Consider the following 23,694-nt stretch of genomic DNA (forward strand, 5'->3'; position numbering starts at 1 on the left):
ATGCAGCAAGGATTGCCCAACCATGTCGATGAGCCAACACGCCCCGAAATTCTTCGCCGGTGCCTTGATCGCCCTGCTCCTGGCCGCGGGTGGCCTGGGCTACTGGAAGTCCCTGCATGACCGCCTGCCCGAAGGCCTGAGCATGGGCAACGGCAGGCTCGAAGCCACCGAAGTGCAAATCGCCAGCAAGATCCCCGGACGCCTGGCCGAGGTGCTGGTCGACGAAGGCGATACCGTCAAGCAGGGCCAGTTGCTCGCCCGCATCGACACCCGCACCCTCGAAGCCCAGCGCAGCCAGGCCGAAGCCGAAGTGCTACGCGCCCGGGAAAACTACTCCGCCGCCCAGGCCACGGTGCAATTGCGCCAGAGCGAACAACTGCTGGCCAGCCAGGAGCTCAAGCGCGTCCGCGAGATCTTCCAGCGCAAATATGCCAGCCAGCAGCTGCTCGACCAGCAGCAGGCCCGCTCCGACACCAGCAACTCCGCCGTGGTCGCCGCCCGCGCGCAACTGGCGGCAATCAAGGCCGCCATCGGCGCCGCTGAAGCCCAGGTGGCACAGCTGACCAGCGAAATCGACGACAGCAGCCTGCGCGCGCCAATCAACGGCGTGATCCAGCTGCGCCTGGCCGAGCCAGGTGAAGTGCTCGGCGCCGGCGGCCGCGTGCTGATGCTGATCGACCCCAGCGACCAGTACATGAACCTCTACCTGCCCGCCTCCACCACCGGCCGCCTGACCGTCGGCGACCAGGCGCGCATCGTCCTCGACGCCCTGCCCGACCGGGCCTTGCCGGCGAAGATCGCCTTCGTCGCGGCCAAGGCGCAGTTCACCCCCAAGCAAGTGGAGACCCGTGACGAGCGCCAGAAGCTGGTGTTCCGGGTCAAGCTGCGCCTGACCGAACCAAGCGCCGTGCCCCAGGCCAAACCCGGCATGCCGGGCGCAGGCTATGTGCGCACCGCTGATGTGGACTGGCCGGCCAACCTGCAATGAGCGCGCTGGCGCTGCACGCCGAGGGCATCAACCACCGCTACGGTGGCCTGAGCGCCCTGCAGGACATTGCCTTCAGCCTGCCGGCCGGCACTCGCTGCGGCCTGATCGGCCCGGACGGCGCCGGCAAGTCGAGCCTGCTCGGGCTGATCGCCGGGGTGAAGAAGCTGCAAAGTGGCGAACTGCAGGTGCTTGGCGGCTCGATCCGCCAGCGCCGCCATCGCAACAGCCTCTACCCGCGCATCGCCTTCATGCCCCAGGGGTTGGGCGGCAACCTTTACCCCGAGCTGTCGATCAGCGAGAACATCCGCTTCTTCGCCACCCTGTTCGGCCTTGGCGCCACGGAGTGCGAGCAGCGCATGCACAACCTGCTGCTGGCCACCGACCTGCTGCGCTTTGCCGAACGCCCGGCGGGCAAGTTGTCGGGCGGCATGAAGCAGAAGCTCGGCCTGTGCTGTGCGCTGATCCACGAACCGGACCTGCTGATCCTCGACGAACCCACCACTGGCGTCGACCCGCTGTCGCGCCGGCGCTTCTGGGAGCTGGTCGAGCAGGTGCGCCAGGAACGCCCGCAACTGACCCTGCTGGTCGCCACGGCCTACATGGAAGAGGCCGAACAGTTCGAACACTGTCTGATGCTCGATCGTGGCCGGCTGATTGCCGCAGGCTTGAGCGAAGAGCTGGCCGCAGCCACCGCCAGCCACAAGCTCGATGACGCCTTCACTCATTACCAGGGCGACAGCCAGCGCAGCCAGCAGCCCCTGGTGATCCCGCCGCGCGATAGTAGCAATGCCGAAATCGCCATCGAAGCCCATGAACTGACCTTGCGCTTCGGCGACTTCACCGCCGTGAACAAGGTCAGCTTCGCCATCGGCCGTGGCGAGATTTTCGGTTTTCTCGGCTCCAACGGCTGCGGCAAGACCACCACCATGAAGGTGCTCACCGGGCTGATGCCGGCCAGCGAGGGCAGCGCCACCCTGCTCGGTCGCCCGGTGAACGCCAAGGACCTGGCCACGCGCAAGCGCGTTGGCTTCATGTCCCAAAGCTTCTCGCTGTATGGCGAACTCAGCGTGCGGCAGAACCTTGAACTGCATGCGCGGCTGTTCGACCTGCCCAAGGCCGACAGCGGCCCGCGCATCGCCGAGCTGATCGAGCGTTTCGATCTGGGCGCCATCGCCGACCAGCAGTCCGGCGCCCTGCCCCTGGGTTTGCGCCAGCGCCTGTCGCTGGCAGTGGCGGTACTGCACCGTCCGGAAGTGCTGATCCTCGACGAGCCCACCTCAGGTGTGGACCCGGCAGCGCGCGACGACTTCTGGCGCCTGCTGATCGAGCTGTCGCGCGATCAGGGGGTGACGATCTTCCTCTCTACTCATTTCATGAACGAGGCCCTGCGCTGCGACCGGATCTCCCTGATGCATGCCGGCAAGGTCCTGGCCTGCGACACCCCGGCGGCGCTGCAGCAGCAGTTCGGCGGTGAAACCCTGGAAGACGCCTTCGTCACCTGCCTGGAACAGGCCCAGGGCGCCAGCGAAGCGCCAACGGCCCCAACCCAGTTCGACAGCCCGGCCAATACAGCAACGCAACCCCTGCGCCATGGCTTCAGCCTCAAGCGCCTGGTCGCCGTCGCCACCCGCGAAGGCAAGGAACTGCTGCGCGACAAAGTGCGCCTGGCGTTCGCCCTGCTTGGCGCGCTGTTCATGATGGTGATCTTCGGCTACGGCATCTCCCTGGACGTGGAAAACCTCGCTTTCGCCGTTTATGACCAGGACCAGAGCCCGCAAAGCCGCGCTTATCTTGAAGCCTTCCGCGGCTCGCGCTACTTCGCCGAACAGACGCCGATTCGCGATGCCGCACAGTTACACAAACGCCTGCAGCGCTCGGAAATCAAGCTGGCCCTGGAGATTCCACCAGGTTTTGGTCGCGATCTGCACGCCGGTCGCCAGCCGGTGGTAGCAGCCTGGCTGGACGGCGGCATGCCATTTCGCGCCGAGACCAGCCGTAACTATGTCGAAGCCGTGCACCAGGGCAACCTCGAACAACTGGCGGCGCTGAGCAGCAGGGCCCGGGCCGGGCAAACTCCAGTGCGCCTGGAAACCCGCTTTCGCTACAACCAGGACGTGGTCAGCGTCAACGCCATCGGCCCCGGGGTCATGGCGCTGATCCTGGCGTTCATTCCGGCAATGCTCACCGCACTGGGCATCGTGCGCGAAAAAGAGCTGGGCTCGATCACCAACTTCTATGCCACGCCCCTGACCCGCCTGGAGTTCCTGCTCGGCAAACAGGCGCCCTACCTGGCGGTAAGCCTGGTCAACCTGGCGCTGCTGGTAGCAATGAACCGCTGGCTGTTCGGCGTGCCGTTCAAGGGCAGCGCCCTGGCCCTGGCCTGCGGCGGCGTGCTCTACCTGCTGGCGACCACCAGCCTGGGCCTGCTGATCTCGGCGTTCACCCGCACGCAGATCGCCGCGATCCTCGGCACCATGATCATCACCAGCCTGCCGACCATCCAGTTCTCCGGGCTGATCGTGCCGCGTTCCTCGCTCGATGGCGCGGCGGCCTTGATGGGCCAGTTGTTCCCGGCCGGCTACTTTCTCGACATCGCCGTCGGCACCTTTACCAAAGCCCTGGACCTGCGCGAACTCTGGCCCCAGTGCCTGGCGCTGCTGGGCTTCTTTGTCGGTTTCACTGGCCTGAGTCTGGCCATGCTGAAGAAGCAGGAGGTCTGATGCATCGTCTGGCACATACCCTGCGCCTGGGGCTCAAGGAGCTGACCAGCCTGCGCCACGACAGCGTGCTGCTGTTGTTCCTGCTGTACGCCTTCAGCGTGGCGATCTACATGCCGGCCGCAGGCTCGGTGATCGGCGTGCACAACGCCAGCGTGGCGATCATCGACGAAGACCACAGCCTGGTCTCGCGCAAGCTCGCCGAGGCCCTGCAACCACCGGAATTCCAGCACGCCGTGCCGTTGCCCTACGACCAGCTCGACCAGGCCCTGGACAGCGGCCGCTACACCTTCGTGATCAACGTACCGGTGAACTTCCAGACCGACCTGCTGGCCGGGCGCTCGCCCGAGCTGCAAGTCAACGTCGACGCCACGGCCATGAGCCAGGCGTTCATGGGCGCCGGTTACATCGGCAGGATCGTCGAGCGCGAGCTGCTCGACTATGCCAAGCAGGGCTCGGCTACCGCCGGCAGCCCGGCGCTGCTCAGTGCCCGGGCGTTGTTCAACCCCAACCTTGAGGGCGGCTGGTTTCTGGCGGTGATCCAGATCGTCAACAACATCACCATCCTGGCCATCATCCTCACCGGCACGGCACTGCTGCGCGAGCGCGAGCACGGCACCCTCGACCACCTGCTGGTGCTGCCGCTGACCGCGCTGGAAATCATGCTGGCGAAGATCGCCAGCAACGCCCTGGTGGTGGTGCTGTGCACCTGGGTGTCGCTTGAGGTGATCGTCAAGGGCGCGCTGGGGGTACCGCTGGCGGGATCGTTGGGGCTGTTCCTGGCGGTGACGGCGCTGTACCTGTTCGCCAGCACCGCATTGGGGATCTTCCTCGCCACCCTGGCGCGCTCGACCCCGCAATTCGGCCTGCTGGCGATTCCGGTGATCATCCCGATGCTGTTGCTGTCGGGCGGCAGCACGCCGCTGGACAGCATGCCGCAATGGCTGCAGTGGGTCATGCAGGGCTCGCCCTCGACCCACTTCGTCAGCCTCAGCGCGGCAATCCTGTTCCGTGACGCCGGGCTGGCAGTGGTCTGGCCAGACATCGCGGCGCTCGCCGCCATTGGCCTGGCCTTCTTCGCCATTGCCCTGGCGCGTTTTCGCCGCAGCCTGACCTCGTGATTACTGGACGATCAGGTTGTTGAACAGCAGGTCGTCGACGGTCGGCTTGCCTTCTTCGGATTCGAGCACCTGCTGGACCTGCTTCAGAGCTTCCTGACGCAGTTTTTCCTTGGCCTCGACGTTACTCATGGCCTCCAGGTTCTGCTGGGTGAACAGCGCCACCAGCTGGTTGCGGATCAGCGGCTCATGATGCTTTACCGCTGCGGCGGCGGCATCGCTGTTGACCCGCAGGGCCACGTCGGCCTTGTACACGCGCAGCTTCGGCCCGCCATCAAGGGCGTAATTGCCCACAAAAGGCGGGCTCAGGGAAATGTAGGAGACCTTCGGTTCCCCTTCCTTGGCTTCCTCGGCCATGGCCGCCATCGGCAGCATCAGCGCCAGTACCATCAAGATCCACGCTTTCACGAATTCGCTCCTCATACAGTTGGCGCCAGCATACCCAGCGCACCGGTCAAACCCAAGCCCGGGCTTATGCCGGCTTATCAGGGCGGGCCATGCTCGTTGACCCGGCACCTCGCCCACCTACACTTATCGGCCACTACGCGCAAAGGAATAGTCCCGATGAAAGCAGTGTTGTGCAAAGCCCTTGGCCCGGCGCAAAACCTGGTCCTGGAAGAAGTCGCCAGCCCCGTGCCGAAAAAGAACGAGATCCTCCTCGACGTGCAGGCCGCCGGGGTCAACTTTCCCGACACCCTGATCATCGAAGGCAAGTACCAGTTCCAGCCGCCGCTGCCGTTCTCCCCTGGGGGCGAAGCCGCCGGCGTGGTCAGCGCCGTGGGTGAAAAAGCCGGCAACCTGAAGATCGGCGACCGGGTCATGGCCCTGACCGGCTGGGGCAGCTTTGCCGAACAAGTGGCGGTGCCGGCCTACAACGTATTGCCGATCCCGGCGCAGATGGACTTCACCACGGCGGCGGCCTTCGGCATGACCTACGGCACCTCGATGCATGCGCTCAGCCAGCGCGGCCAGCTCAAGGCCGGGGAAACCCTGCTGGTGCTGGGCGCCTCAGGCGGGGTTGGCCTGGCGGCGGTGGAAATCGGCAAGGCCATGGGCGCGCGGGTGATTGCCGCCGCCAGCAGCGCCGAGAAACTTGCCGTAGCCAAGGCGGCAGGCGCCGACGAGCTGATCAACTACAGCGAAACCAGCCTCAAGGACGAAATCAAGCGCCTGACCGGCGGCAACGGCGCCGATGTGATCTACGACCCGGTTGGCGGCGATCTGTTTGACCAGGCGGTGCGCGGCATTGCCTGGAATGGCCGGCTGCTGGTGGTCGGTTTTGCCAGCGGGCGCATCCCCGAGCTGCCAGTGAACCTGGCGCTACTCAAAGGTGCAGCGGTACTCGGGGTGTTCTGGGGCGCCTTTGCCCAGCGCCAGCCGGCCGACAATGCGGCGAACTTCCAGCAGCTGTTTGCCTGGTTCGCCGAAGGCAAGCTCAAGCCGCTGGTATCGCAGACCTTCCCGCTGGCTGAAGCAGGTGCAGCCATCGAGATGCTGGGCCAGCGCAAGGCGGTGGGCAAGCTGGTGGTGACCATGGCCTGAACAGCTGAGCCCGCTCCTACCTGGAATGGCAGCGCCGAAAACGCGCCTCCAGGTTGCGATCGGGCATGGCATGGCTGCGCAAGGCATTGAGGGTCTGCTCGACATAATCGCGGGTGCTGCCGTAACGGCCCTTGGCATTGGCAAATATCTGACTGAGCAGGGTGTCCGGCAGGTTGCCGGCATAGCATGGCAAATGCCGCTCCAACACAAACCCCAGGGCCTGGACCTTGCTGCCGTCCTCAAGCCGGCAATTGAGCCAGTGCGGGCGGTACGCAGGGTAAGGCATTTCCCGCTGCCACAAGGCCAGCAACGAATCTTCCAGGCAGTCGTCCGGCAGGCGGTAGGCAAAGCCACTGCACGAACCGCCGCGGTCGAGACCAAAGACCAGGCCCGGGCATTCCGGCGTGCCGCGGTGCTCGTGGGACCACAAATACAGCCCGCGATGATAGCCGTGCACCCGTGCCCGTCGCCGTTCGGCGGCATTACACTCCGGGCGCCAGATCAATGAGCCGTAGGCAAACAACCATACCGGGCCACCCTGGTGCCGGGACATGGTGTGTTGAACTGAATGCACAAGTTGCTCGCGAGTTAACTGTTCGCCGAAATCAAGCAACGGCGGATAGGCCACATTCAAAGATACCGTTTCGATCGCCGACATAGCTGCCGCCACACTTCCCCATGAATTACCAACGCATGGCACTATAAAGCAACGCACTGTGCACAGAGTTACCGTACGGCAGATAAGCGCCGCAATACAAGCCCCCAGACGCCATGAGACGGCGATAAAGGCCGCACCGGTGCGATAACGGGTGCACTGTTTCAAGTGTAGCGAAAGTTATTTTCGTTGCCGGCAATAATTATTGGCTTATCACCGCTGGTGGCACCGGCAGTTATTTAAACCGGCACGCTGTTGCAGCGTGCCTTATTCCGTCAATCAATTGCGCGGGGCATAAGCGAATACATCGGCGCGCATTTGATGCGCATCCATGCCGGCGTCGACCAGTGCGTCGAGGGTGGCGTAGATCATGTTTGGCGAACCGCTGGCGTACACATGCACGCCGGCCAGGTCACTGATGTCTTCGCATACCGCCTCGTGCAACAGGCCGCAGCGCCCTTCCCAGCCGCACAGGTCGCTGACCACCTTGTGCAGGAACAGGTTGGGCAGACTCTCCCACTCGGCCCAGTGCTCGATCTGGTAGAAGTCGTCCGGTAGGCGCACGCCCCAGTACAGGTGCACCGGGTGCTTGAAGCCGCTGGCCCGGCAATGTTCGATCAGGCTGTGCATCTGCGCCATGCCGGTGCCGGCCGCGATCAGCACCAGCGGGCCGTCCGGCAATTCGGCCAGGTGGGTGTCACCAAAGGGCATCTGCAGCCGCGCCATGCCGTTGCGCCGCAACTGAGCGATCAGCTCCAGGGCACTGTTCTCGCGGGCCAGTACATGCAGCTCGAGGTCGCGGCCACTGTGCGGCGCCGAGGCCAGCGAGAAGGCAGCCTTGTCGCCGCTGTCTCGCTCGATCATCAGGTACTGGCCGGCATGGTAGCGCGGTGGCTTGCCGGCAGGCGCCCGCAGGCGCACGCGCCAGACGTCGCCGCCGACTTCGACACACTCGCTGAGCTGACAGGCCAGGGTCCGTACCGGCAGCTCGCCCAGGGCCAGCACGCCATCCCACAACAAGACGCAGTCCTCCAGTGGCTCGGCGATGCAGGTGAACAGCTCGCCGTGATCACGCTCGACGCCATCCTGACGCACCCGGCCCTCGACCAGCAGCGCGGCGCAGACATGGCAGTTGCCATTGCGACAGCTTTGCGGGCAGTCGTAGCCCAGGCGTCGCGCCGCATCCAGAATCCTTTCTCCGGGCTTGAGCGCCAACACGGCCCCGGACGGCTGCAAGGTTACCTGCATTTAGTCTATTCCCAACTGGTTCCACAGCTCATCGATCCGCCGGGTGACGGCTTCGTCCTTGACGATGACCCGTCCCCACTCGCGGGTGGTTTCACCCGGCCACTTGTGCGTCGCATCCAGGCCCATCTTCGACCCCAACCCGGACACCGGCGAAGCGAAGTCCAGGTAGTCAATCGGGGTGTTGTCGATCATTACCGTGTCGCGCTTGGGGTCCATGCGCGTGGTAATCGCCCAGATCACGTCGTTCCAGTCCCGCGCGTTGATATCGTCGTCCGTAACGATAACGAACTTGGTGTACATGAACTGTCGCAAAAACGACCAGACACCCAGCATCACGCGCTTGGCGTGTCCTGGGTACTGCTTTTTCATGGTCACCACCGCCATGCGGTACGAGCAGCCTTCCGGCGGCAGGTAGAAGTCGGTGATTTCCGGGAACTGCTTTTGCAGGATCGGCACGAATACTTCGTTCAGCGCCACGCCGAGAATCGCCGGCTCATCCGGCGGACGGCCGGTGTAGGTGCTGTGATAGATCGGCTTGCTGCGGTGTGTGATGCGCTCGACAGTGAACACCGGGAAGCTGTCGACTTCGTTGTAGTAGCCGGTGTGGTCGCCGTACGGGCCTTCCGGGGCCATTTCACCCGGATGGATCACGCCTTCGAGAATGATTTCGGCGGTGGCTGGCACCTGCAGGTCGTTGCCACGGCACTTGACCAGCTCGGTACGGTTGCCGCGCAACAGGCCGGCGAAGGCGTACTCGGAGAGGGTATCGGGCACCGGGGTCACGGCGCCAAGGATGGTCGCCGGGTCGGCGCCCAGGGCCACCGCCACCGGGAACGGCTGACCCGGGTGCTTCTCGCACCATTCGCGATAGTCCAGGGCGCCGCCGCGATGGCTCAACCAGCGCATGATGACCTTGTTGCGGCCAATCACCTGCTGACGGTAGATGCCGAGGTTCTGGCGGTCCTTGTTCGGCCCGCGGGTCACGGTCAGGCCCCAGGTGATCAGCGGCGCAACGTCGCCCGGCCAGCAGTGCTGCACCGGCAGCAGGCCGAGGTCGACATCATCACCTTCGATGACCACTTCGTGGCATGCCGCGTCCTTGACCACCTTCGGCGCCATGGACACGACCTTCTTGAAGATCGGCAGCTTCGACCAGGCGTCCTTGAGGCCTTTCGGCGGCTCGGGCTCTTTGAGAAAGGCCAGCAGCTTGCCGATTTCACGCAGCTCGCTGACCGACTCGGCGCCCATGCCCATCGCCACCCGCTCCGGGGTGCCGAACAGGTTGCCCAGCACCGGGATGTCGAAGCCGGTAGGTTTTTCGAACAGCAGGGCCGGGCCTTTGGCGCGCAGGGTGCGGTCGCAGACTTCGGTCATTTCCAGGACTGGAGAGATCGGCACCTGGATGCGCTTGAGTTCGCCGCGCTGTTCCAGGCCACGGATAAAGTCGCGCAAATCGCGATACTGCATGCAAAAGCCTCGTATTGGCTGCCGTAGCGGTCGGGCTGCAGAGTGTAGCGCCGAACTCGGCTGCTCAGAATAGCCAAAGTACAGATAGCAAAAAGCCGGGTCGCCCCGGCTCTTGCCCAGCGCAACAGTTTACTTGCGCTTCATCGACAAGAAGAACTCGTCGTTGGTCTTGGTCTGCTTGAGTTTGTCGATCAGGAACTCGATTGCAGCCACTTCATCCATCGGGTGCAGCAGCTTGCGCAGGATCCACATGCGCTGCAGCTCGTCGTCGGCGGTCAGCAGCTCTTCGCGACGGGTACCCGAACGGTTGATGTTGATGGCCGGGAAGACGCGCTTCTCGGCGATCTTGCGGTCCAGGGGCAGTTCCATGTTGCCGGTACCCTTGAACTCTTCGTAGATCACTTCGTCCATCTTCGAGCCGGTTTCAACCAGCGCGGTGGCGATGATGGTCAGCGAGCCGCCCTCTTCGATGTTACGCGCGGCGCCGAAGAAACGCTTCGGCTTCTCCAGGGCGTGGGCATCGACACCACCGGTGAGGACCTTGCCGGAGCTCGGGATCACGGTGTTGTAGGCACGGGCCAGACGGGTGATGGAGTCGAGCAGGATGACCACGTCTTTCTTGTGTTCAACCAGGCGCTTGGCCTTCTCGATAACCATTTCGGCAACCTGCACGTGGCGGGTTGGCGGCTCGTCGAAGGTCGAGGCAACCACTTCGCCGCGCACGGTGCGCTGCATTTCGGTTACTTCTTCCGGGCGCTCGTCGATCAGCAGAACGATCAGGTGGCACTCGGGGTTGTTACGGGTGATGTTGGCCGCGATGTTCTGCAGCATGATGGTCTTGCCCGCTTTTGGCGGAGCGACGATCAGGCCGCGCTGGCCTTTGCCGATCGGGGCGCAAAGGTCGATAACCCGGCCGGTGAGGTCTTCGGTGGAGCCGTTGCCGGCTTCCATCTTCAGGCGCTCGTTAGGGAACAGCGGCGTCAGGTTTTCGAACAGGATCTTGTTCTTCGCGTTTTCCGGCCGGTCGAAGTTGATGGTGTCGACTTTCAGCAGGGCGAAGTAACGCTCGCCTTCTTTTGGCGGGCGGATCTTGCCGACGATGGTGTCGCCGGTACGCAAGTTGAAGCGACGGATCTGGCTTGGCGACACGTAGATGTCGTCCGGGCCGGCCAGGTACGAGGCATCGGCCGAGCGCAGGAAGCCGAAGCCGTCCTGGAGAATCTCCAGCACGCCGTCACCGGAGATTTCCTCGCCGCTTTTCGCATGCTTTTTCAACAGGGAGAAAATCACATCTTGCTTGCGCGAACGGGCCATATTTTCTATGCCCATCTGTTCGGCCATTTCGAGCAGATCGGTAATCGGCTTTTGCTTGAGTTCAGTCAGGTTCATAAGGGGAGTGACGTAATCATGTAAGAAGGGGGAATTAAGCTTCTGGCTTAATGAAGCCGCGCCGCAAAGAAGGCGACAGGATCGCGTACTGATTCGAATTAGGGATGCGTCGGCGACGGCGTGCAGAGGGCACCGAAGAAACAGTGCGAGGCCGAATGTAACACCTGCTTTTTCTGGCGTCTAGTCACCAGATAAAGAAAAGCCCCGACGAATGCGGGGCTAATTTCACTCAGATATTGGCGTCCAGGAAGGCTGCCAGCTGAGATTTCGACAGCGCGCCGACCTTGGTGGCCTCGACGTTGCCGTTCTTGAACAGCATCAGCGTCGGGATGCCACGCACGCCGTGCTTGGCCGGGGTTTCCTGGTTGTCGTCGATGTTCAGCTTGGCGACGGTCAGTTTGCCCTGGTAGGTAGCGGCGATGTCGTCCAGAACCGGAGCGATCATTTTGCAAGGGCCGCACCATTCAGCCCAGTAGTCGACCAGCACCGGGCCTTCAGCCTTCAGGACTTCGGCTTCGAAGGTGGCGTCGGTGACGTGTTTGATAAGATCGCTGCTCATGGAAGTCTCCAAGGTCGTAAGCAAAAAAACGTGGCCCATCATAGCTGCACCGGCTGCCTACAGGAAGCCAGGAACGATTGAGTGTAACTATAGTTGTGCATGACCGCGCATATCGCTGCTGTCGCGGGAAAGTCATAATTCCCGCACAACCTGCCCCATATCAAGCCTTGATACGCTGCGCGTTGGCGCCAGCGCCGGATCGTGGCAGGATTGCCGGGTTATCGACCGAGAACCCATGACCATGCCGCAAACCACAGCCAAGAATCTGTCCTTGATCGCTGCCATAGACCTGGGCTCCAACAGTTTCCACATGGTGGTCGCCAAGGCCCACCATAGCGAGATCCGCATCCTTGAGCGGCTCGGCGAAAAAGTTCAGCTGGCCGCCGGCATCAATGAAGAGCGCCAGCTCAGCGAAGAGTCCATGCAACGCGGCCTGGACTGCCTCAAGCGGTTTGCCCAACTGATCAACGGCATGCCCGACGGCGCCGTGCGCATCGTTGGCACCAACGCCCTGCGCGAAGCCCGCAACCGCGGCGAATTCATCCGCCGCGCCGAAGCCATCCTCGGCCACCCGGTGGAAGTCATCTCCGGTCGTGAAGAAGCGCGCCTGATCTACCTCGGCGTGTCCCACACGCTGGCCGACACGCCAGGCAAGCGCCTGGTCGCCGATATCGGCGGCGGCAGTACCGAATTCATCATTGGCCAGCGCTTTGAACCGCTGCTGCGCGAAAGCCTGCAGATGGGCTGCGTCAGCTATACCCAGCGTTATTTCCGCGACGGCAAGATCACCCCGGCGCGTTATGCCCAGGCCTACACCGCCGCACGCCTGGAGCTGATGAGCATCGAGAACGCCCTGCATCGCCTGACCTGGGACGAAGCCATCGGCTCCTCGGGGACCATCCGCGCCATCGGCCTGGCGCTCAAATCCGGCGGCATGGGCAGCGGCGAGGTCAATGCCGAAGGCCTGGCCTGGCTCAAGCGCAAGCTGTTCAAGCTGGGAGAAACCGACAAGATCGATTTTGACGGGGTCAAACCCGACCGCCGGGCGATCTTCCCGGCGGGCCTGGCGATTCTCGAAGCGATTTTCGACGCCCTTGAGCTACAGCGCATGGACCACTGCGACGGCGCCCTGCGTGAAGGCGTGCTCTACGACCTGCTCGGCCGCCACCACCACGAAGACGTGCGCGAGCGCACCCTGACCTCGCTAATGGAGCGTTATCACGTTGACCAGGGCCAGGCGGCACGGGTCGAGCGCAAGGCGCTGCACGCCTTCGACCAGGTGGCCAAGGCTTGGGACCTGGAAGACGGCATCTGGCGTGAACTGCTGGGCTGGGCAGCCAAGGTGCATGAAGTGGGCCTGGACATCGCCCACTACCATTACCACAAGCACGGCGCCTACCTGATCGAGCACTCCGACCTGGCCGGCTTTTCCCGGGAAGACCAGCTGATGCTGGCGCTATTGGTGCGCGGCCATCGCCGCAACATTCCCAAGGATAAGTTCGCCGAATTCGGCGAGGACGCCGCCAAGCTGATTCGCCTGTGCGTACTGTTGCGCTTCGCGATCCTGTTCCATCACATCCGCGGCACCCAGCAGATGCCCACGGTCACCCTGCACGCCAAGGGCGACAGCCTGGACGTCGAGTTCCCGGCCGGCTGGCTGGAAGAAAACCAGCTGACCCAGGCCGACTTCGGCCTGGAGGCAGAATGGCTGGCCCGGGTCGGCTTCGTCCTCAGCGTACGATAAGCACCGGGTTGCTCAGGCGCTCGAGCAGAGCGGCCTGGGCACTGCGCGGGTTCTGGTTGCCGGTTGGCGTGCTGCGTACGTAACGGCCATCCGGTTGCAGGATCCAGGCGTGGGTGTTGTCGGTCAGATACCCTTCGAGTTCCTTTTTCACCCGCAGGATCAGTTTCTTGCCCTCGACCGGGAAGCAGGTCTCGACGCGCTTGTCGAGGTTGCGCTCCATCCAGTCGGCGCTGGAGAGGAACATCTGCTCTTCGCCGCCATTGAGGAAGTAGAACACCCGCGTGTGCTCGAGGAAGCGGCCGATGATCGAGCGCACCTGAATGTTGTGCGACACCCCGGCAATACCCGGACGCAGGCAACACATGCCGCGCACCACCAGGTCGATACGCACCCCTGACTGGCTGGCCTTGTACAGCGCGCGGATGATCTTCGGATCGGTCAGCGAGTTGAACTTGGCGATGATGTGCGCAGGCTTGCCGTCGAGGGCGAACTGGGTTTCGCGCGCGATCATGTCGAGCATGCCCTTTTTCAGGGTGAACGGCGCGTGCAGCAGCTTCTTCATGCGCAGGGTCTTGCCCATGCCGATCAGCTGGCTGAACAGCTTGCCGACGTCTTCGCACAGGGCGTCGTCGGAGGTCAGCAGGCTGTAGTCGGTGTACAGGCGGGCGTTGCCGGCGTGGTAGTTACCGGTGCCCAGGTGCGCATAGCGGACGATCTCGCCGGCTTCGCGGCGCAGGATCAGCATCATCTTGGCGTGGGTCTTGAAGCCCACCACACCGTAGATCACCACCGCACCGGCGGCCTGCAGGCGGCTGGCCATCTGCAGGTTGGACTCTTCGTCGAAACGCGCACGCAGCTCGATCACCGCAGTGACTTCCTTGCCGTTACGCGCGGCGTCGACCAGCGCGTCGACGATCTCCGAATTGGCACCGCTGCGGTACAGGGTCTGGCGCACAGCCAGTACATGCGGGTCCTTGGCGGCCTGGCGCAGCAGGTCGACTACCGGGGTGAACGACTCGAAGGGGTGCATCAGCAGGATGTCCTGCTTGCTGACCACGCTGAAAATGTTCTCGCTGTTCTGCAACAGCTTGGGGATTGCCGGGGTAAACGGCGTGTATTGCAGCTCCGGATGGCTGTCCAGGCTGGTGATGCTGAACAGCCGGGTCAGGTTGACCGGGCCGTTGACCTGGTACAGCTCGCTCTCGCTCAGGCTGAACTGTTTGAGCAGGTAGTCGGAGAGGTGTTTGGGGCAAGTGTCGGCCACTTCCAGGCGCACCGCATCGCCGTAACGACGCGAGAACAGCTCGCCGCGCAGGGCCCGGGCCAGGTCTTCGACATCTTCGGAGTCCAGCGCCAGGTCGGCGTTGCGGGTCAGGCGGAACTGGTAGCAGCCCTTGACCTTCATGCCCTGAAACAGGTCATCGGCGTGAGCGTGGATCATCGACGACAGGAACACATAGTTGTCGCCAGGCCCACCGACCTCTTCCGGCACCTTGATCACCCGCGGCAGCAAACGCGGCGCCGGGATGATCGCCAGGCCCGAATCGCGGCCGAAGGCGTCGATGCCTTCAAGCTCGACGATGAAGTTCAGGCTCTTGTTCACCAGCAACGGGAACGGGTGAGTCGGATCGAGGCCGATCGGGGTGATGATCGGCGCGATTTCGTCGCGGAAGAAGCGTCGCACCCAGGTCTTGAGCTTGGTGTTCCAGTGGCGGCGGCGAATGAAGCGGATCTGGTGCTTTTCCAGCTCCGGCAGCAGCACGTCGTTGAGGATCGCGTACTGGCGATCGACCTCGCCGTGCACCAGCTCGCTGATCCGCGCCAGCGCCTGGTGCGGCTGCAAGCCGTCGGCGCCGGCCTGTTCACGGGCAAAGGTGATCTGCTTCTTCAGGCCCGCCACACGAATTTCGAAGAACTCATCCAGGTTGCTGGAGAAGATCAGCAGGAACTTCAGCCGCTCCAGCAGCGGATAGGACTCATCCAGCGCCTGCTCAAGCACGCGGATGTTGAACTGCAGCTGGGACAATTCGCGGTGAATGTACAGGCTGCTGTCGTCCAGACCGGGAATGACGATGGCAGGCGCAGCCACTGGCGCCGGCGCCGGGGCCTCGACCACCGGCTCGGCAACCGCAGGCGGCTGTGGCGGGGTCTCGACCAGTTGCTCGGGCACGGGCTGGGCGTCTTTGACTGCAACGTCGGTAAGTACTTCGTTATTCATCTAGCGTTCCTGAAGGGCGTTACTGCCCTCTCATCAATTGAGCAGCGCGAACAGCGAAATAGGTGAGAATGCCATCGGCGCCCGCCCGTTTGAAAGCGGTGAGGGATTCAAGGATAACCCCTTCACTGAGCCAGCCGTTCTGAATCGCCGCCATGTGCATGGCGTACTCGCCGCTGACCTGGTAAACGAAGGTCGGTACTTTGAATTCGTCTTTGACCCGGTGAAGGATATCCAGGTACGGCATGCCCGGTTTGACCATGACCATATCGGCGCCTTCCGACAGGTCGGCGGCCACTTCGTGCAGGGCCTCGTTACTGTTGGCCGGGTCCATCTGGTAGGAGGCCTTGTTGGCCTTGCCCAGGTTCAGCGCCGAGCCGACCGCATCGCGGAACGGACCGTAGTAGGCACTGGCATACTTGGCCGAGTAGGCCATGATGCGGACGTTGACGTGACCGGCCAGCTCCAGCGCTTCACGGATGGCCTGGATGCGCCCGTCCATCATGTCCGATGGCGCGACCACCTGGGCACCGGCATCGGCGTGAGACAGCGCCTGACGCACCAGGGCATCGACGGTGATGTCGTTCTGAACGTAGCCTTCTTCGTCGAGGATACCGTCCTGGCCGTGGGTGGTGAACGGGTCTAGGGCAACGTCGGTGATCACCCCAAGTTCCGGGAAGCGCTCACGCAGGGCGCGGGTGGCGCGCTGGGCGATGCCGTCGGGGTTCCAGGCTTCAGCGCCGTCGAGGGATTTTTTCTCTACCGGGGTGACCGGGAACAGCGCCAGGGCTGGAATCCCGAGGTTTACCCACTCTTGCGCAGCTTCCAGCAACAGGTCGATGGACAGACGCTCGACGCCCGGCATCGAGGCGACTTCTTCACGGCGGTTTTCGCCATCAAGGACAAACACCGGGAGGATCAGGTCATCGACAGTCAGAACATTTTCGCGAACCAGACGACGGCTGAAGTCGTCACGACGGTTGCGACGCAGACGGGTGGCAGGAAACAAACGGTTAGCGGGGGTAAAGCTCACGGCAGACTCCTGAGCCCGCGCAGGCGGGCGAGCGCGACAGTTATAAGCGGCCATTATGACGCCTGTATGACAGGCAAGGGCAACCCTGCGACTTGAGGACGCAGTCATTGTCCTTGTAGGAAATGTTCACGTCGAGACACATTTGGACACTTTCCCCAAAGGCCACGAAGGGTTAGGCTGCGCGTTCATTTCGCCAGCACCCAGAAAATGCTCCAACAATTCCTGCAGGATTTCGGCTACTTTGCCCTTTTTCTCGGCACGTTTTTCGAAGGTGAGACCATCCTGGTTCTCGCAGGCTTCCTTGCGTTCCGCGGATACATGGATATCAACCTGGTGGTCGTGGTGGCCTTCTTCGGCAGCTATGCCGGCGACCAGCTGTGGTACTTCATGGGGCGCCGTCACGGGCGCAAGTTGCTGGCACGCAAACCGCGCTGGCAGATGATGGGCGACCGTGCGCTGGAGCACATTCGCCGCCATCCGGACATCTGGGTCCTGAGTTTTCGCTTCGTCTACGGTTTGCGCACGGTGATGCCGGTGGCCATCGGTTTGTCCGGCTACCCGCCGCGCCGCTACCTGCTGCTCAACGGCATTGGTGCGGCCATCTGGGCCCTGGCCCTGGGCGCCGCCGCCTATCACTTCGGCGCCATTCTCGAAGGCCTGCTGGGCAACGTGAAGAAATACGAGCTATGGGTGCTCGGCGGCCTGCTGGTGCTCGGTGGCTGCCTGTGGCTGCGCCGGCGCTTCAAGGCCGCGCGCATTGCGCGCAAGGAAGCGGCTGCCGTAGAGGCCGAAAAGGCTGAGCAGGCTGTAGCCAAGCAGCAGGACCCAAGCCAGGGCAGTGACCGGCCCTGAGCCCGTCATCCCGGCCAGGACCATGGCCGGGACATTCAGCCCCAGGCGCAGTAGCTCCAGCCGCAAAGCCCAGGGGCGGTTCTCCAGGGCCGTGCCGAGCACGAACAAACCAAATGCCATCAAGCCGCAGCCCAGCACCAGGGCAGCCACCGACAACTGCTCGGCGCGCTCCATCAAGTAACTGCCCAAGCCTACGTACACCGCGAACTGCAGCGCCACATACAACTGCTGCGGCCAGGCCAGCGGCACCTCGAATTTCTGGAAGCGGCTCAAGTCCTGCTTGGCTTGCGGATAACGCCGGGCAACGTCATCCGGCCGCCAGCCGGTGGGCATGAACCAGATCCGCAGCTTGTCCCACCAACGCTCGGCATGCCGCGCATCGCTCCACAACTGGGCATAGAACTGCAGGTTGGCCCACAGCGGGTTCCAGCTGGCCAAAGGCGTGGTCACGCCAAAAATCACCGGCTCGTTGTCGTCCTCTTCCTGGAAGGTGCCAAACAGACGATCCCAGACAATGAACACTCCGCCGTAGTTGCGATCCAAGTACAGAGGGTTCTGCGCATGGTGGACGCGATGATTGGACGGGGTAATGAACAGCCATTCCAGCCAGCCCAGCTTGGGGATGTGCCGGGTGTGCACCCAGAACTGGTACAGCAGGTTCAGCGCCGCGACGGTGATGAACACCAGCGGCGGCACCCCCAACACGGCCAGCGGCAGGTAGAAGATCCACGACAGCAAGAAGCCGCTGCTGGTCTGGCGCAGGGCCGTGGACAGGTTGTAGTCCTCGCTCTGGTGATGCACCGAATGGGCGGCCCAGAGGATGTTGCGCTCGTGGCCCATACGGTGCAGCCAGTAATAGCAAAAGTCATAGACGACAAACGCCAGTACCCACACCCACAAGGCTTCGCCCGGCAGTTTGAACAGCGCCAGGTGTTCCCAGGCCAAGGCATAGGTCACCAGGCCGACGCCCTTGGTCAGCAGGCCGGTGGTGGTCGACAGCACGCCGGTGCTGAGGCTGTTGATGGCATCTGCCAGGCGATAGGTACACATGCCGCGCAATCGATCAGCGAGCAATTCGGCAACGATCAGAACAATGAAAAACGGTACCGCCAAGAGGATCAGGTCCATGGGTCTTTTCATCTCCAGCCTATCCAGCAAGATTAGGCCGGGAATGGCATAAACCCTATGGCGACATCTGCCAAACTAGAGGACATTTAGCGCCTCGAATCGGGAGTAGTGAGCATGACCCAGAAAAAAGTTGCTGTGATTCTTTCCGGCTGTGGCGTGTATGACGGCGCCGAAATTCACGAAAGCGTGATCACCCTGCTGCGCCTGGACCAGCGCGGCGCGCAGGTGCAGTGCTTTGCACCGAACATTGCGCAGATGCACGTGATCGACCACCTGACCGGCGAAGAAATGCCCGAGACCCGCAACGTGCTGGTGGAATCGGCGCGCATCGCTCGCGGCGAGGTCAAGGACCTGCGCGAAGCCGACGCCAAGGACTTCGACGCGCTGATCGTGCCGGGCGGCTTTGGCGCGGCGAAAAACCTTTCGAACTTTGCCGTTGAAGGCGCAGGCTGCAGCGTGCACCCGGACGTCCTGGCCCTGGCCGAAGCCTTTGCCGAAGCCGGCAAGCCGGTCGGCCTGATCTGCATCTCGCCGGCCCTTGCGGCGAAAATCTACGGCCCCGGCGTGGTCTGCACCATTGGCAGCGATGCCGGCACCAGCGCGGCCATCGTCAAGATGGGCGGCACCCATGAGGAATGCGATGTCCATGACATCGTCGAAGACACCCAGCGCAAGCTGGTCAGCACCCCGGCCTACATGCTGGCGAAAAGCATCAGCGAAGCCGCCGGCGGCATCTACAAACTGGTCGACCGGGTGCTGGAACTGACCCACGAGAATGACTGAACACCCCTGTAGGAGCGGGCTTGCCCCGCGATCGCGCGCGAAGCGGTCGTCGTCCAGGCACCACATGATGCGCTGAGATCACGGACCTCATCGCGGGGCAAGCCCGCTCCTACTCAGCCGCGTAAGAATGCGGTCCAGGGCGTTGGCAAACGCCTGCTTCTCGCGATCGCCATACGGCGCCTGGCCGCCGCCGACCTGCCCCTGCTCGCGCAGGTCGGTGAACAGGTTGCGCACCGCCAGCCGCTCACCCATGTTGCGCTCGTCGAACTCCTTGCCGCGCGGGTCGAGGCAGGCAACGCCTTTCTTGACCAGGCGATCGGCCAGCGGCACGTCGCTGCAGATCACCAGTTCGCCGGGCACCGCGTGCTCGACCAGGTAATCGTCGGCGGCATCCGGCCCGCTGGGCACGACGATCAGCTTGACGCAGGCAAAAGCCGGCTTGATCTGGCTCTGGCCGGCCACCAGCACCACTTCCAGCTGACGCTTGAGGGCGAACTTGACCAGTTGATCCTTGGCCGCCTTGGGGCAGGCGTCGGCATCGATCCACACACGCATGGCACAGATTTCCAACAAAAACGGGCGAACAGTATCCCTGCTCGCCCGTTTGCCTTCAAATCAGCCCGCTGGCTGGCGGCGCTTCTCGGCCAGGCGGCTGCGCCCGTAAAGGATGGCAATGGCCAACAAGGCCACCAGCTGCGCGGCCAGTGAATAGGCGTCGGCGTGAATGCCCAGCCAGTCGAAATCGAAGAACGCCACCGGCCGGGTACCGAACACCCCGGCCTCTTGCAGCGCCTTGACCCCGTGCCCGGCAAACACCACCGACAAGGCGCACAGCAGCGCCGCGTTGATGCTGAAGAACAACGCCAGCGGCAGTTTGGCCGAGCCGCGCAGGATCACCCAGGCCAGGCCCACCAGCAGCACCAGTGCCGTGGCACCACCGGCCAGTACCGCGTTGTGCCCGGCAGGGCCGGCCTGCAGCCAGAGGGTTTCGTAGAACAGGATCACCTCGAACAGCTCACGGTACACCGAGAAAAACGCCAGCACGGCAAAACCAAAGCGCCCGCCACCACTGACCAGGCTGCTCTTGATGTAATCCTGCCAGGCCGCCGCGTGCCGGCGATCGTGCATCCACACACCCAGCCACAGCACCATGACGCTGGCAAACAGCGCCGTGCAGCCTTCGAGCAGTTCACGCTGGGCGCCGCTAACGTCGATTACATAGGCCGCCAATGCCCAGGTACCCAGCCCGGCCAGCAAGGCCAGGCCCCAGCCGACGTTGACACTGCGCACCGCCGATTGCTGGCCGGTATTGCGCAGGAAGGCGAGGATCGCCGCCAGTACCAGAATCGCTTCCAGACCTTCGCGCAGCAGGATCAGCAAGCCGGAAATGTAACTCAGCGACCAGCTCAGGCCATCGCCGCCGAGCAGGCCGGCGGCGTCCTTGAGCTTGGCCTTGGCGGCGCCCAGGCGCTGCTGTACCTGCTCCAGCGGCAGGCCGTCCTGCAGCGACTGACGGTAGGCCATCAGGGATTTCTCGGTGTCTTTGCGTACGTTGGCATCGACGTTGTCGAGCGAGCTTTCGACCAGCTCGAAACCTTCCAGGTAGGCCGCTACCGACAGGTCGTAGGCTTGCTCGTGATCACCGGCCTGATAGGCCGCCAGGCTCTTGTCCAGGGTGCTGGCGGTGTAGTCCAGCAGTTGCGCCGGGCCGCGCTGGACCTGCGGCGGTTGCGCACGCTGGGCGCGGAACCGGGCGAGTGCCTCTGGCCCTTCGCTGGCTTCAATTTCGGCCGGGGTCTGACGGGCCAGGTCGGCCAGGTTGTAGGTTTTATCGCCTTTGGCCTTGGCCGGGTCGGCAGTGAAGCTGGCGACATAGGTCGCCAGGTCCCAGCGTTGGCGCTCGTCAAGCTGGTCGGCGAACGACGGCATGTCGGTGCCTTCGATGCCCAGGCCGAGGGTGTTGTACAGGTCGAACAGGCTCAGGCGATCCAGCCGTTCGAGGCTGCGCAGGTTGGCCGGCGGCGGGGTCAGGCCGAGGCCGGCGGGGCCGTCGCCGGCGCCAGTGTCGCCATGACACACCGAGCAATGCTGGGCATACAGCGGCGCACCGCGACTCGGGTCCGGGGTAATGATCGGCGCCTGGCTGACCTCATAGGCCACCGCCAGTTGCGCGCCAAGCTGACGGGCCTGGCGGGCGACCACCGCGCCGTCCTGGCGCTGGCTGACCGCCGTACGCAAGTTGACCACGCCCTGCTCCAGGGCCTGGCGCTCAGCGCGCGCCGGCAAGGCGCCGATCAATCCCTGCAACACATCGAGGAATTCGAGCTGTTCGCGGTATTCGCCGTCGTCGATTACCTTGCCCGCCTCGACGGTGGCCGGGTAATCGGCACCGATGTAATCGAGCAGGTGCAGGGCCTTGGCAGCGCCATCGGGGCTGTCGGCCAGCAGCGTGGCACTGCTCAGCGCCAGCACCGGCCAGAGCAGCCAGGCGAGTAAGCGGGAACGGGGAATCATGAGCGACTCTCAAATGGAAATACGAGGTAAAGCATTGTTCACTTCCACTGCCGTTCGCTCAAGGCTTGCCAGATGAATCCTTGAAAAATTATGTGACAAATACCCTGCGACACCTCCCGATTAAAGAACGACCGTTCGTCGGCCGATAGCTGAATGCTGGCACGACGGCAAATTCCTAAAGCACAACGCCATTATTTAGCCAGCAAATGCGTTTATAATGCCGCGCCGCTATATAGCGGATCAGAATTTTGGCTCTTCTTTTAAGAGGATTTGGCGATATTGCCAAAGGGATGACAGCCTTCTCGCCCCCAGGCTTTTCATCAATTCAGGGAAGAAGAATTCAGATGGCATCCCGTGTCCTCACCGTCGCGACACTGATCGCGGCCGTTCAACTGGCTGGTTGCTCGGCCTTTCGCAGCTATGACAGCGAACTTCAGGAAACCAACCAGCACCTGACCAGCGGCAACGTCGACGCGGCCCTGGCGCTGCTGGAAAAAAACAACAAGGGTGAGGACAAAGACCTTCTCTACTACTTCGAGAAAGGCGAACTGCTGCGCTCCAAGGGCGACCTGGCCGGCAGCCAGCTGGCCTGGCGCAGTGCCGATGACGTGGTGTTCAAGTGGGAAGAGTCGGTCAAGCTCGACACCGACAAGTACCTGAGCCAGTTCGGCAGCTACCTGGTCAACGACAAGGTGCGCCGCTACGAAGGCTATGACTACGAAAAAGTCATGCTGACCACGCAGATGGCCCTCAACCTGCTGGCCCAGAACGACTTCGACGGCGCCCGTACCGAAATCAAGAAGACCCACGAGCGCGAAGCGGTGATTGCCGAGCTGCGCGACAAGGAATACCTCAAGCGCGAAGAAGAGGCCGAGAAAGAAGGCGTCAAGACCGAGTACAAGGACCTTCAGGGTTACCCGGTCGCCAGCCTCGACGCGCCAGAAGTGGTGGGCCTCAAGAACAGCTACCAGAGTGCGTTCAGCCACTACCTGTCTGGCTATGTCTACGAAGCCCTGGGTGAGAAAGGCCTGGCCGCACCGGGCTACCGCAAGGCTGCCGAACTGCGCCCGAACACCCCGCTGCTGGAAAAAGCCCTGCTCGACCTGGACAAGCCAGCGGCGAAAGCCACTGAAAGCGATGTGCTGATCGTGATCCAGAGCGGCCTCGCTCCGGCCCGCGACTCGGTGCGCGTCCCGCTGCCGCTGCCGATCAGCGGCAACCTGGTGATCACCCCGCTGTCGTTCCCGGTGATCAAGGAAGACACTTCCACCGCGCATTTCAGCGAAATCTACCTCAACGACCACTCGCTGAAGCTGACCGCACTCAACAGCACCACTGCCATGTCCCGCCGCGCCCTGCGTGACGACATGCCGGGGATCATCCTGCGCACCAGCGTGCGGGCTATCTCTCGTGGTGTGGCGCAAAAGCAACTGAACGACGCCAACCCGTTGGCTGGCCTGGCACTGGGTATCGCCTCGACCATCACCGAAGGTGCCGACACCCGTACCTGGCGCACCCTGCCGGATGAAACCCAGGTAGCCCGCGTGCGCCTGCGTCAGGGCGAACACCAGTTGAGCCTGCCTTCGAGCCTGGGCGGCAGCCAGGTCAGCGTGAAGATTGACCGGCCGTTCCAGGTGGTCACCCTGCGCGTCGTCGGCAACCAGGTCTTCGCCGGTGGCCCTGCCCTGCAGGTGGCACCAAAAGCCACTGGCCAGGCCGTCGCCAGCCTCAAACAACCTTAA

18 protein-coding genes and 1 pseudogene are annotated in these 23,694 nt (G+C 63.2%); 8 read left to right on the forward strand and 11 right to left on the reverse strand.

Annotated elements, in window-relative coordinates:
* Positions 1-28 precede the first annotated feature (28 nt).
* Genes ACIOVF_RS16040 through ACIOVF_RS16050 form a run of 3 tightly spaced genes read left to right on the forward strand, consistent with a single transcriptional unit; the run spans position 29 to position 4,826 of the window.
* The gene (locus ACIOVF_RS16040) at positions 29-988 is read left to right on the forward strand and encodes an HlyD family secretion protein (protein ID WP_401291008.1); all 960 of its coding nucleotides are present in this window, start codon (positions 29-31) and stop codon (positions 986-988) included.
* Positions 985-3,708 (forward strand): ribosome-associated ATPase/putative transporter RbbA, encoded by a 2,724-nt coding sequence (gene rbbA, locus ACIOVF_RS16045; protein ID WP_401290739.1) that lies wholly within the window; start codon positions 985-987, stop codon positions 3,706-3,708. Before ACIOVF_RS16040 ends, rbbA begins: the two co-directional genes overlap by 4 nt.
* On the forward strand, positions 3,708-4,826 hold the full coding sequence (locus ACIOVF_RS16050; protein ID WP_045201059.1) for an ABC transporter permease: 1,119 nt from the start codon (positions 3,708-3,710) through the stop codon (positions 4,824-4,826). The genes rbbA and ACIOVF_RS16050 overlap by 1 nt, the downstream gene beginning before the upstream one ends.
* Here ACIOVF_RS16050 and ACIOVF_RS16055 read toward each other — a convergent pair whose 3' ends face one another.
* Positions 4,827-5,231, reverse strand: coding sequence for a flagellar basal body-associated protein FliL (locus ACIOVF_RS16055; RefSeq protein ID WP_045201057.1), 405 nt, complete (start codon positions 5,229-5,231; stop codon positions 4,827-4,829).
* 156 nt (positions 5,232-5,387) lie between these two features.
* On the opposite strand from ACIOVF_RS16055, the gene ACIOVF_RS16060 reads away from it, so the two are divergent.
* Entirely contained in the window at positions 5,388-6,365 is a 978-nt protein-coding gene (locus tag ACIOVF_RS16060) for an NADPH:quinone oxidoreductase family protein (RefSeq protein WP_045201054.1), read from the forward strand.
* Between the two features lie 16 nt (positions 6,366-6,381).
* Here the strand turns inward: ACIOVF_RS16060 and ACIOVF_RS16065 are convergent, their stop codons facing one another.
* The 5 genes from ACIOVF_RS16065 to trxA all read right to left on the reverse strand — a co-directional run bounded on the left by ACIOVF_RS16065 (position 6,382) and on the right by trxA (position 11,683).
* On the reverse strand, positions 6,382-7,023 hold the full coding sequence (locus tag ACIOVF_RS16065) for a gamma-glutamylcyclotransferase (RefSeq protein WP_045201052.1): 642 nt from the start codon (positions 7,021-7,023) through the stop codon (positions 6,382-6,384).
* Between the two features lie 276 nt (positions 7,024-7,299).
* Entirely contained in the window at positions 7,300-8,268 is a 969-nt protein-coding gene (locus tag ACIOVF_RS16070; protein ID WP_045201050.1) for a CDP-6-deoxy-delta-3,4-glucoseen reductase, read from the reverse strand.
* On the reverse strand, positions 8,269-9,735 hold the full coding sequence (gene ubiD, locus ACIOVF_RS16075) for a 4-hydroxy-3-polyprenylbenzoate decarboxylase (protein WP_045201047.1): 1,467 nt from the start codon (positions 9,733-9,735) through the stop codon (positions 8,269-8,271). It abuts the gene before it with no gap.
* Between the two features lie 129 nt (positions 9,736-9,864).
* Positions 9,865-11,124: a transcription termination factor Rho gene (gene rho, locus ACIOVF_RS16080; protein ID WP_028942380.1), complete on the reverse strand. Its 1,260-nt coding sequence runs from the start codon at positions 11,122-11,124 to the stop codon at positions 9,865-9,867.
* A gap of 229 nt (positions 11,125-11,353) precedes the next feature.
* Entirely contained in the window at positions 11,354-11,683 is a 330-nt protein-coding gene (gene trxA / locus ACIOVF_RS16085) for a thioredoxin TrxA (protein ID WP_045201042.1), read from the reverse strand.
* Positions 11,684-11,924: 241 nt separating this feature from the next.
* Between trxA and ppx the strand changes: the two genes are divergently transcribed.
* Positions 11,925-13,427 (forward strand): exopolyphosphatase, encoded by a 1,503-nt coding sequence (gene ppx, locus ACIOVF_RS16090; RefSeq protein WP_045201201.1) that lies wholly within the window; start codon positions 11,925-11,927, stop codon positions 13,425-13,427.
* Here ppx and ppk1 read toward each other — a convergent pair.
* Both ppk1 and hemB read right to left on the reverse strand, forming a co-directional pair.
* Positions 13,414-15,645 (reverse strand): polyphosphate kinase 1, encoded by a 2,232-nt coding sequence (gene ppk1, locus ACIOVF_RS16095; RefSeq protein ID WP_045201039.1) that lies wholly within the window; start codon positions 15,643-15,645, stop codon positions 13,414-13,416. The two genes, ppx and ppk1, sit on opposite strands and share 14 nt — an antisense overlap.
* A gap of 19 nt (positions 15,646-15,664) precedes the next feature.
* On the reverse strand, positions 15,665-16,675 hold the full coding sequence (hemB, locus tag ACIOVF_RS16100) for a porphobilinogen synthase (protein WP_045201037.1): 1,011 nt from the start codon (positions 16,673-16,675) through the stop codon (positions 15,665-15,667).
* A gap of 207 nt (positions 16,676-16,882) precedes the next feature.
* Between hemB and ACIOVF_RS16105 the strand changes: the two genes are divergently transcribed.
* Positions 16,883-17,527, forward strand: coding sequence for a DedA family protein (locus ACIOVF_RS16105; protein ID WP_082075496.1), 645 nt, complete (start codon positions 16,883-16,885; stop codon positions 17,525-17,527).
* Between the two features lie 501 nt (positions 17,528-18,028).
* On the opposite strand, the pseudogene ACIOVF_RS16110 reads toward ACIOVF_RS16105, so the two are convergent.
* A pseudogene (locus ACIOVF_RS16110) lies at positions 18,029-18,667 on the reverse strand (sterol desaturase family protein); the annotation flags it as partial.
* 102 nt (positions 18,668-18,769) lie between these two features.
* On the opposite strand from ACIOVF_RS16110, the gene elbB reads away from it, so the two are divergent.
* Complete coding sequence (gene elbB, locus ACIOVF_RS16115; protein WP_045201032.1) at positions 18,770-19,438, forward strand: isoprenoid biosynthesis glyoxalase ElbB; 669 nt, start codon at positions 18,770-18,772, stop codon at positions 19,436-19,438.
* 87 nt (positions 19,439-19,525) lie between these two features.
* On the opposite strand, the gene ACIOVF_RS16120 is transcribed toward elbB, so the two are convergent.
* Together ACIOVF_RS16120 and ACIOVF_RS16125 are read right to left on the reverse strand one after the other, a co-directional pair.
* Positions 19,526-19,993 carry a YaiI/YqxD family protein gene (locus ACIOVF_RS16120; RefSeq protein ID WP_093378193.1) on the reverse strand — a complete coding sequence of 156 codons (468 nt, stop codon included), beginning with the start codon at positions 19,991-19,993 and terminating at the stop codon, positions 19,526-19,528.
* A 60-nt stretch (positions 19,994-20,053) separates the two neighbouring features.
* Complete coding sequence (locus ACIOVF_RS16125; RefSeq protein ID WP_401290749.1) at positions 20,054-21,952, reverse strand: FTR1 family protein; 1,899 nt, start codon at positions 21,950-21,952, stop codon at positions 20,054-20,056.
* 344 nt (positions 21,953-22,296) lie between these two features.
* Here ACIOVF_RS16125 and ACIOVF_RS16130 point away from each other — a divergent pair, with 344 nt between their 5' ends.
* Entirely contained in the window at positions 22,297-23,694 is a 1,398-nt protein-coding gene (locus tag ACIOVF_RS16130) for a COG3014 family protein (protein ID WP_401290752.1), read from the forward strand.

Source organism: Pseudomonas sp. NPDC087612, from assembly GCF_044743505.1.
Classification (GTDB): domain Bacteria; phylum Pseudomonadota; class Gammaproteobacteria; order Pseudomonadales; family Pseudomonadaceae; genus Aquipseudomonas.

What these genes read in the sequence shown, in the direction of transcription:
- rbbA (WP_401290739.1), top strand. Translation starts at nt 985, where the DNA reads ATGAGCGCGCTGGCGCTGCACGCCGAGGGCATCAACCACCGCTACGGT.
- trxA (WP_045201042.1), bottom strand. Translation starts at nt 11,683, where the DNA reads ATGAGCAGCGATCTTATCAAACACGTCACCGACGCCACCTTCGAAGCC.
- ACIOVF_RS16040 (WP_401291008.1), top strand. Translation starts at nt 29, where the DNA reads ATGAGCCAACACGCCCCGAAATTCTTCGCCGGTGCCTTGATCGCCCTG.
- ACIOVF_RS16105 (WP_082075496.1), top strand. Translation starts at nt 16,883, where the DNA reads ATGCTCCAACAATTCCTGCAGGATTTCGGCTACTTTGCCCTTTTTCTC.
- elbB (WP_045201032.1), top strand. Translation starts at nt 18,770, where the DNA reads ATGACCCAGAAAAAAGTTGCTGTGATTCTTTCCGGCTGTGGCGTGTAT.
- ACIOVF_RS16125 (WP_401290749.1), bottom strand. Translation starts at nt 21,952, where the DNA reads ATGATTCCCCGTTCCCGCTTACTCGCCTGGCTGCTCTGGCCGGTGCTG.
- ACIOVF_RS16060 (WP_045201054.1), top strand. Translation starts at nt 5,388, where the DNA reads ATGAAAGCAGTGTTGTGCAAAGCCCTTGGCCCGGCGCAAAACCTGGTC.
- ppx (WP_045201201.1), top strand. Translation starts at nt 11,925, where the DNA reads ATGCCGCAAACCACAGCCAAGAATCTGTCCTTGATCGCTGCCATAGAC.
- ACIOVF_RS16065 (WP_045201052.1), bottom strand. Translation starts at nt 7,023, where the DNA reads ATGTCGGCGATCGAAACGGTATCTTTGAATGTGGCCTATCCGCCGTTG.
- ACIOVF_RS16130 (WP_401290752.1), top strand. Translation starts at nt 22,297, where the DNA reads ATGGCATCCCGTGTCCTCACCGTCGCGACACTGATCGCGGCCGTTCAA.
- ACIOVF_RS16070 (WP_045201050.1), bottom strand. Translation starts at nt 8,268, where the DNA reads ATGCAGGTAACCTTGCAGCCGTCCGGGGCCGTGTTGGCGCTCAAGCCC.
- ubiD (WP_045201047.1), bottom strand. Translation starts at nt 9,735, where the DNA reads ATGCAGTATCGCGATTTGCGCGACTTTATCCGTGGCCTGGAACAGCGC.
- ACIOVF_RS16120 (WP_093378193.1), bottom strand. Translation starts at nt 19,993, where the DNA reads ATGCGTGTGTGGATCGATGCCGACGCCTGCCCCAAGGCGGCCAAGGAT.
- ppk1 (WP_045201039.1), bottom strand. Translation starts at nt 15,645, where the DNA reads ATGAATAACGAAGTACTTACCGACGTTGCAGTCAAAGACGCCCAGCCC.
- rho (WP_028942380.1), bottom strand. Translation starts at nt 11,124, where the DNA reads ATGAACCTGACTGAACTCAAGCAAAAGCCGATTACCGATCTGCTCGAA.
- ACIOVF_RS16050 (WP_045201059.1), top strand. Translation starts at nt 3,708, where the DNA reads ATGCATCGTCTGGCACATACCCTGCGCCTGGGGCTCAAGGAGCTGACC.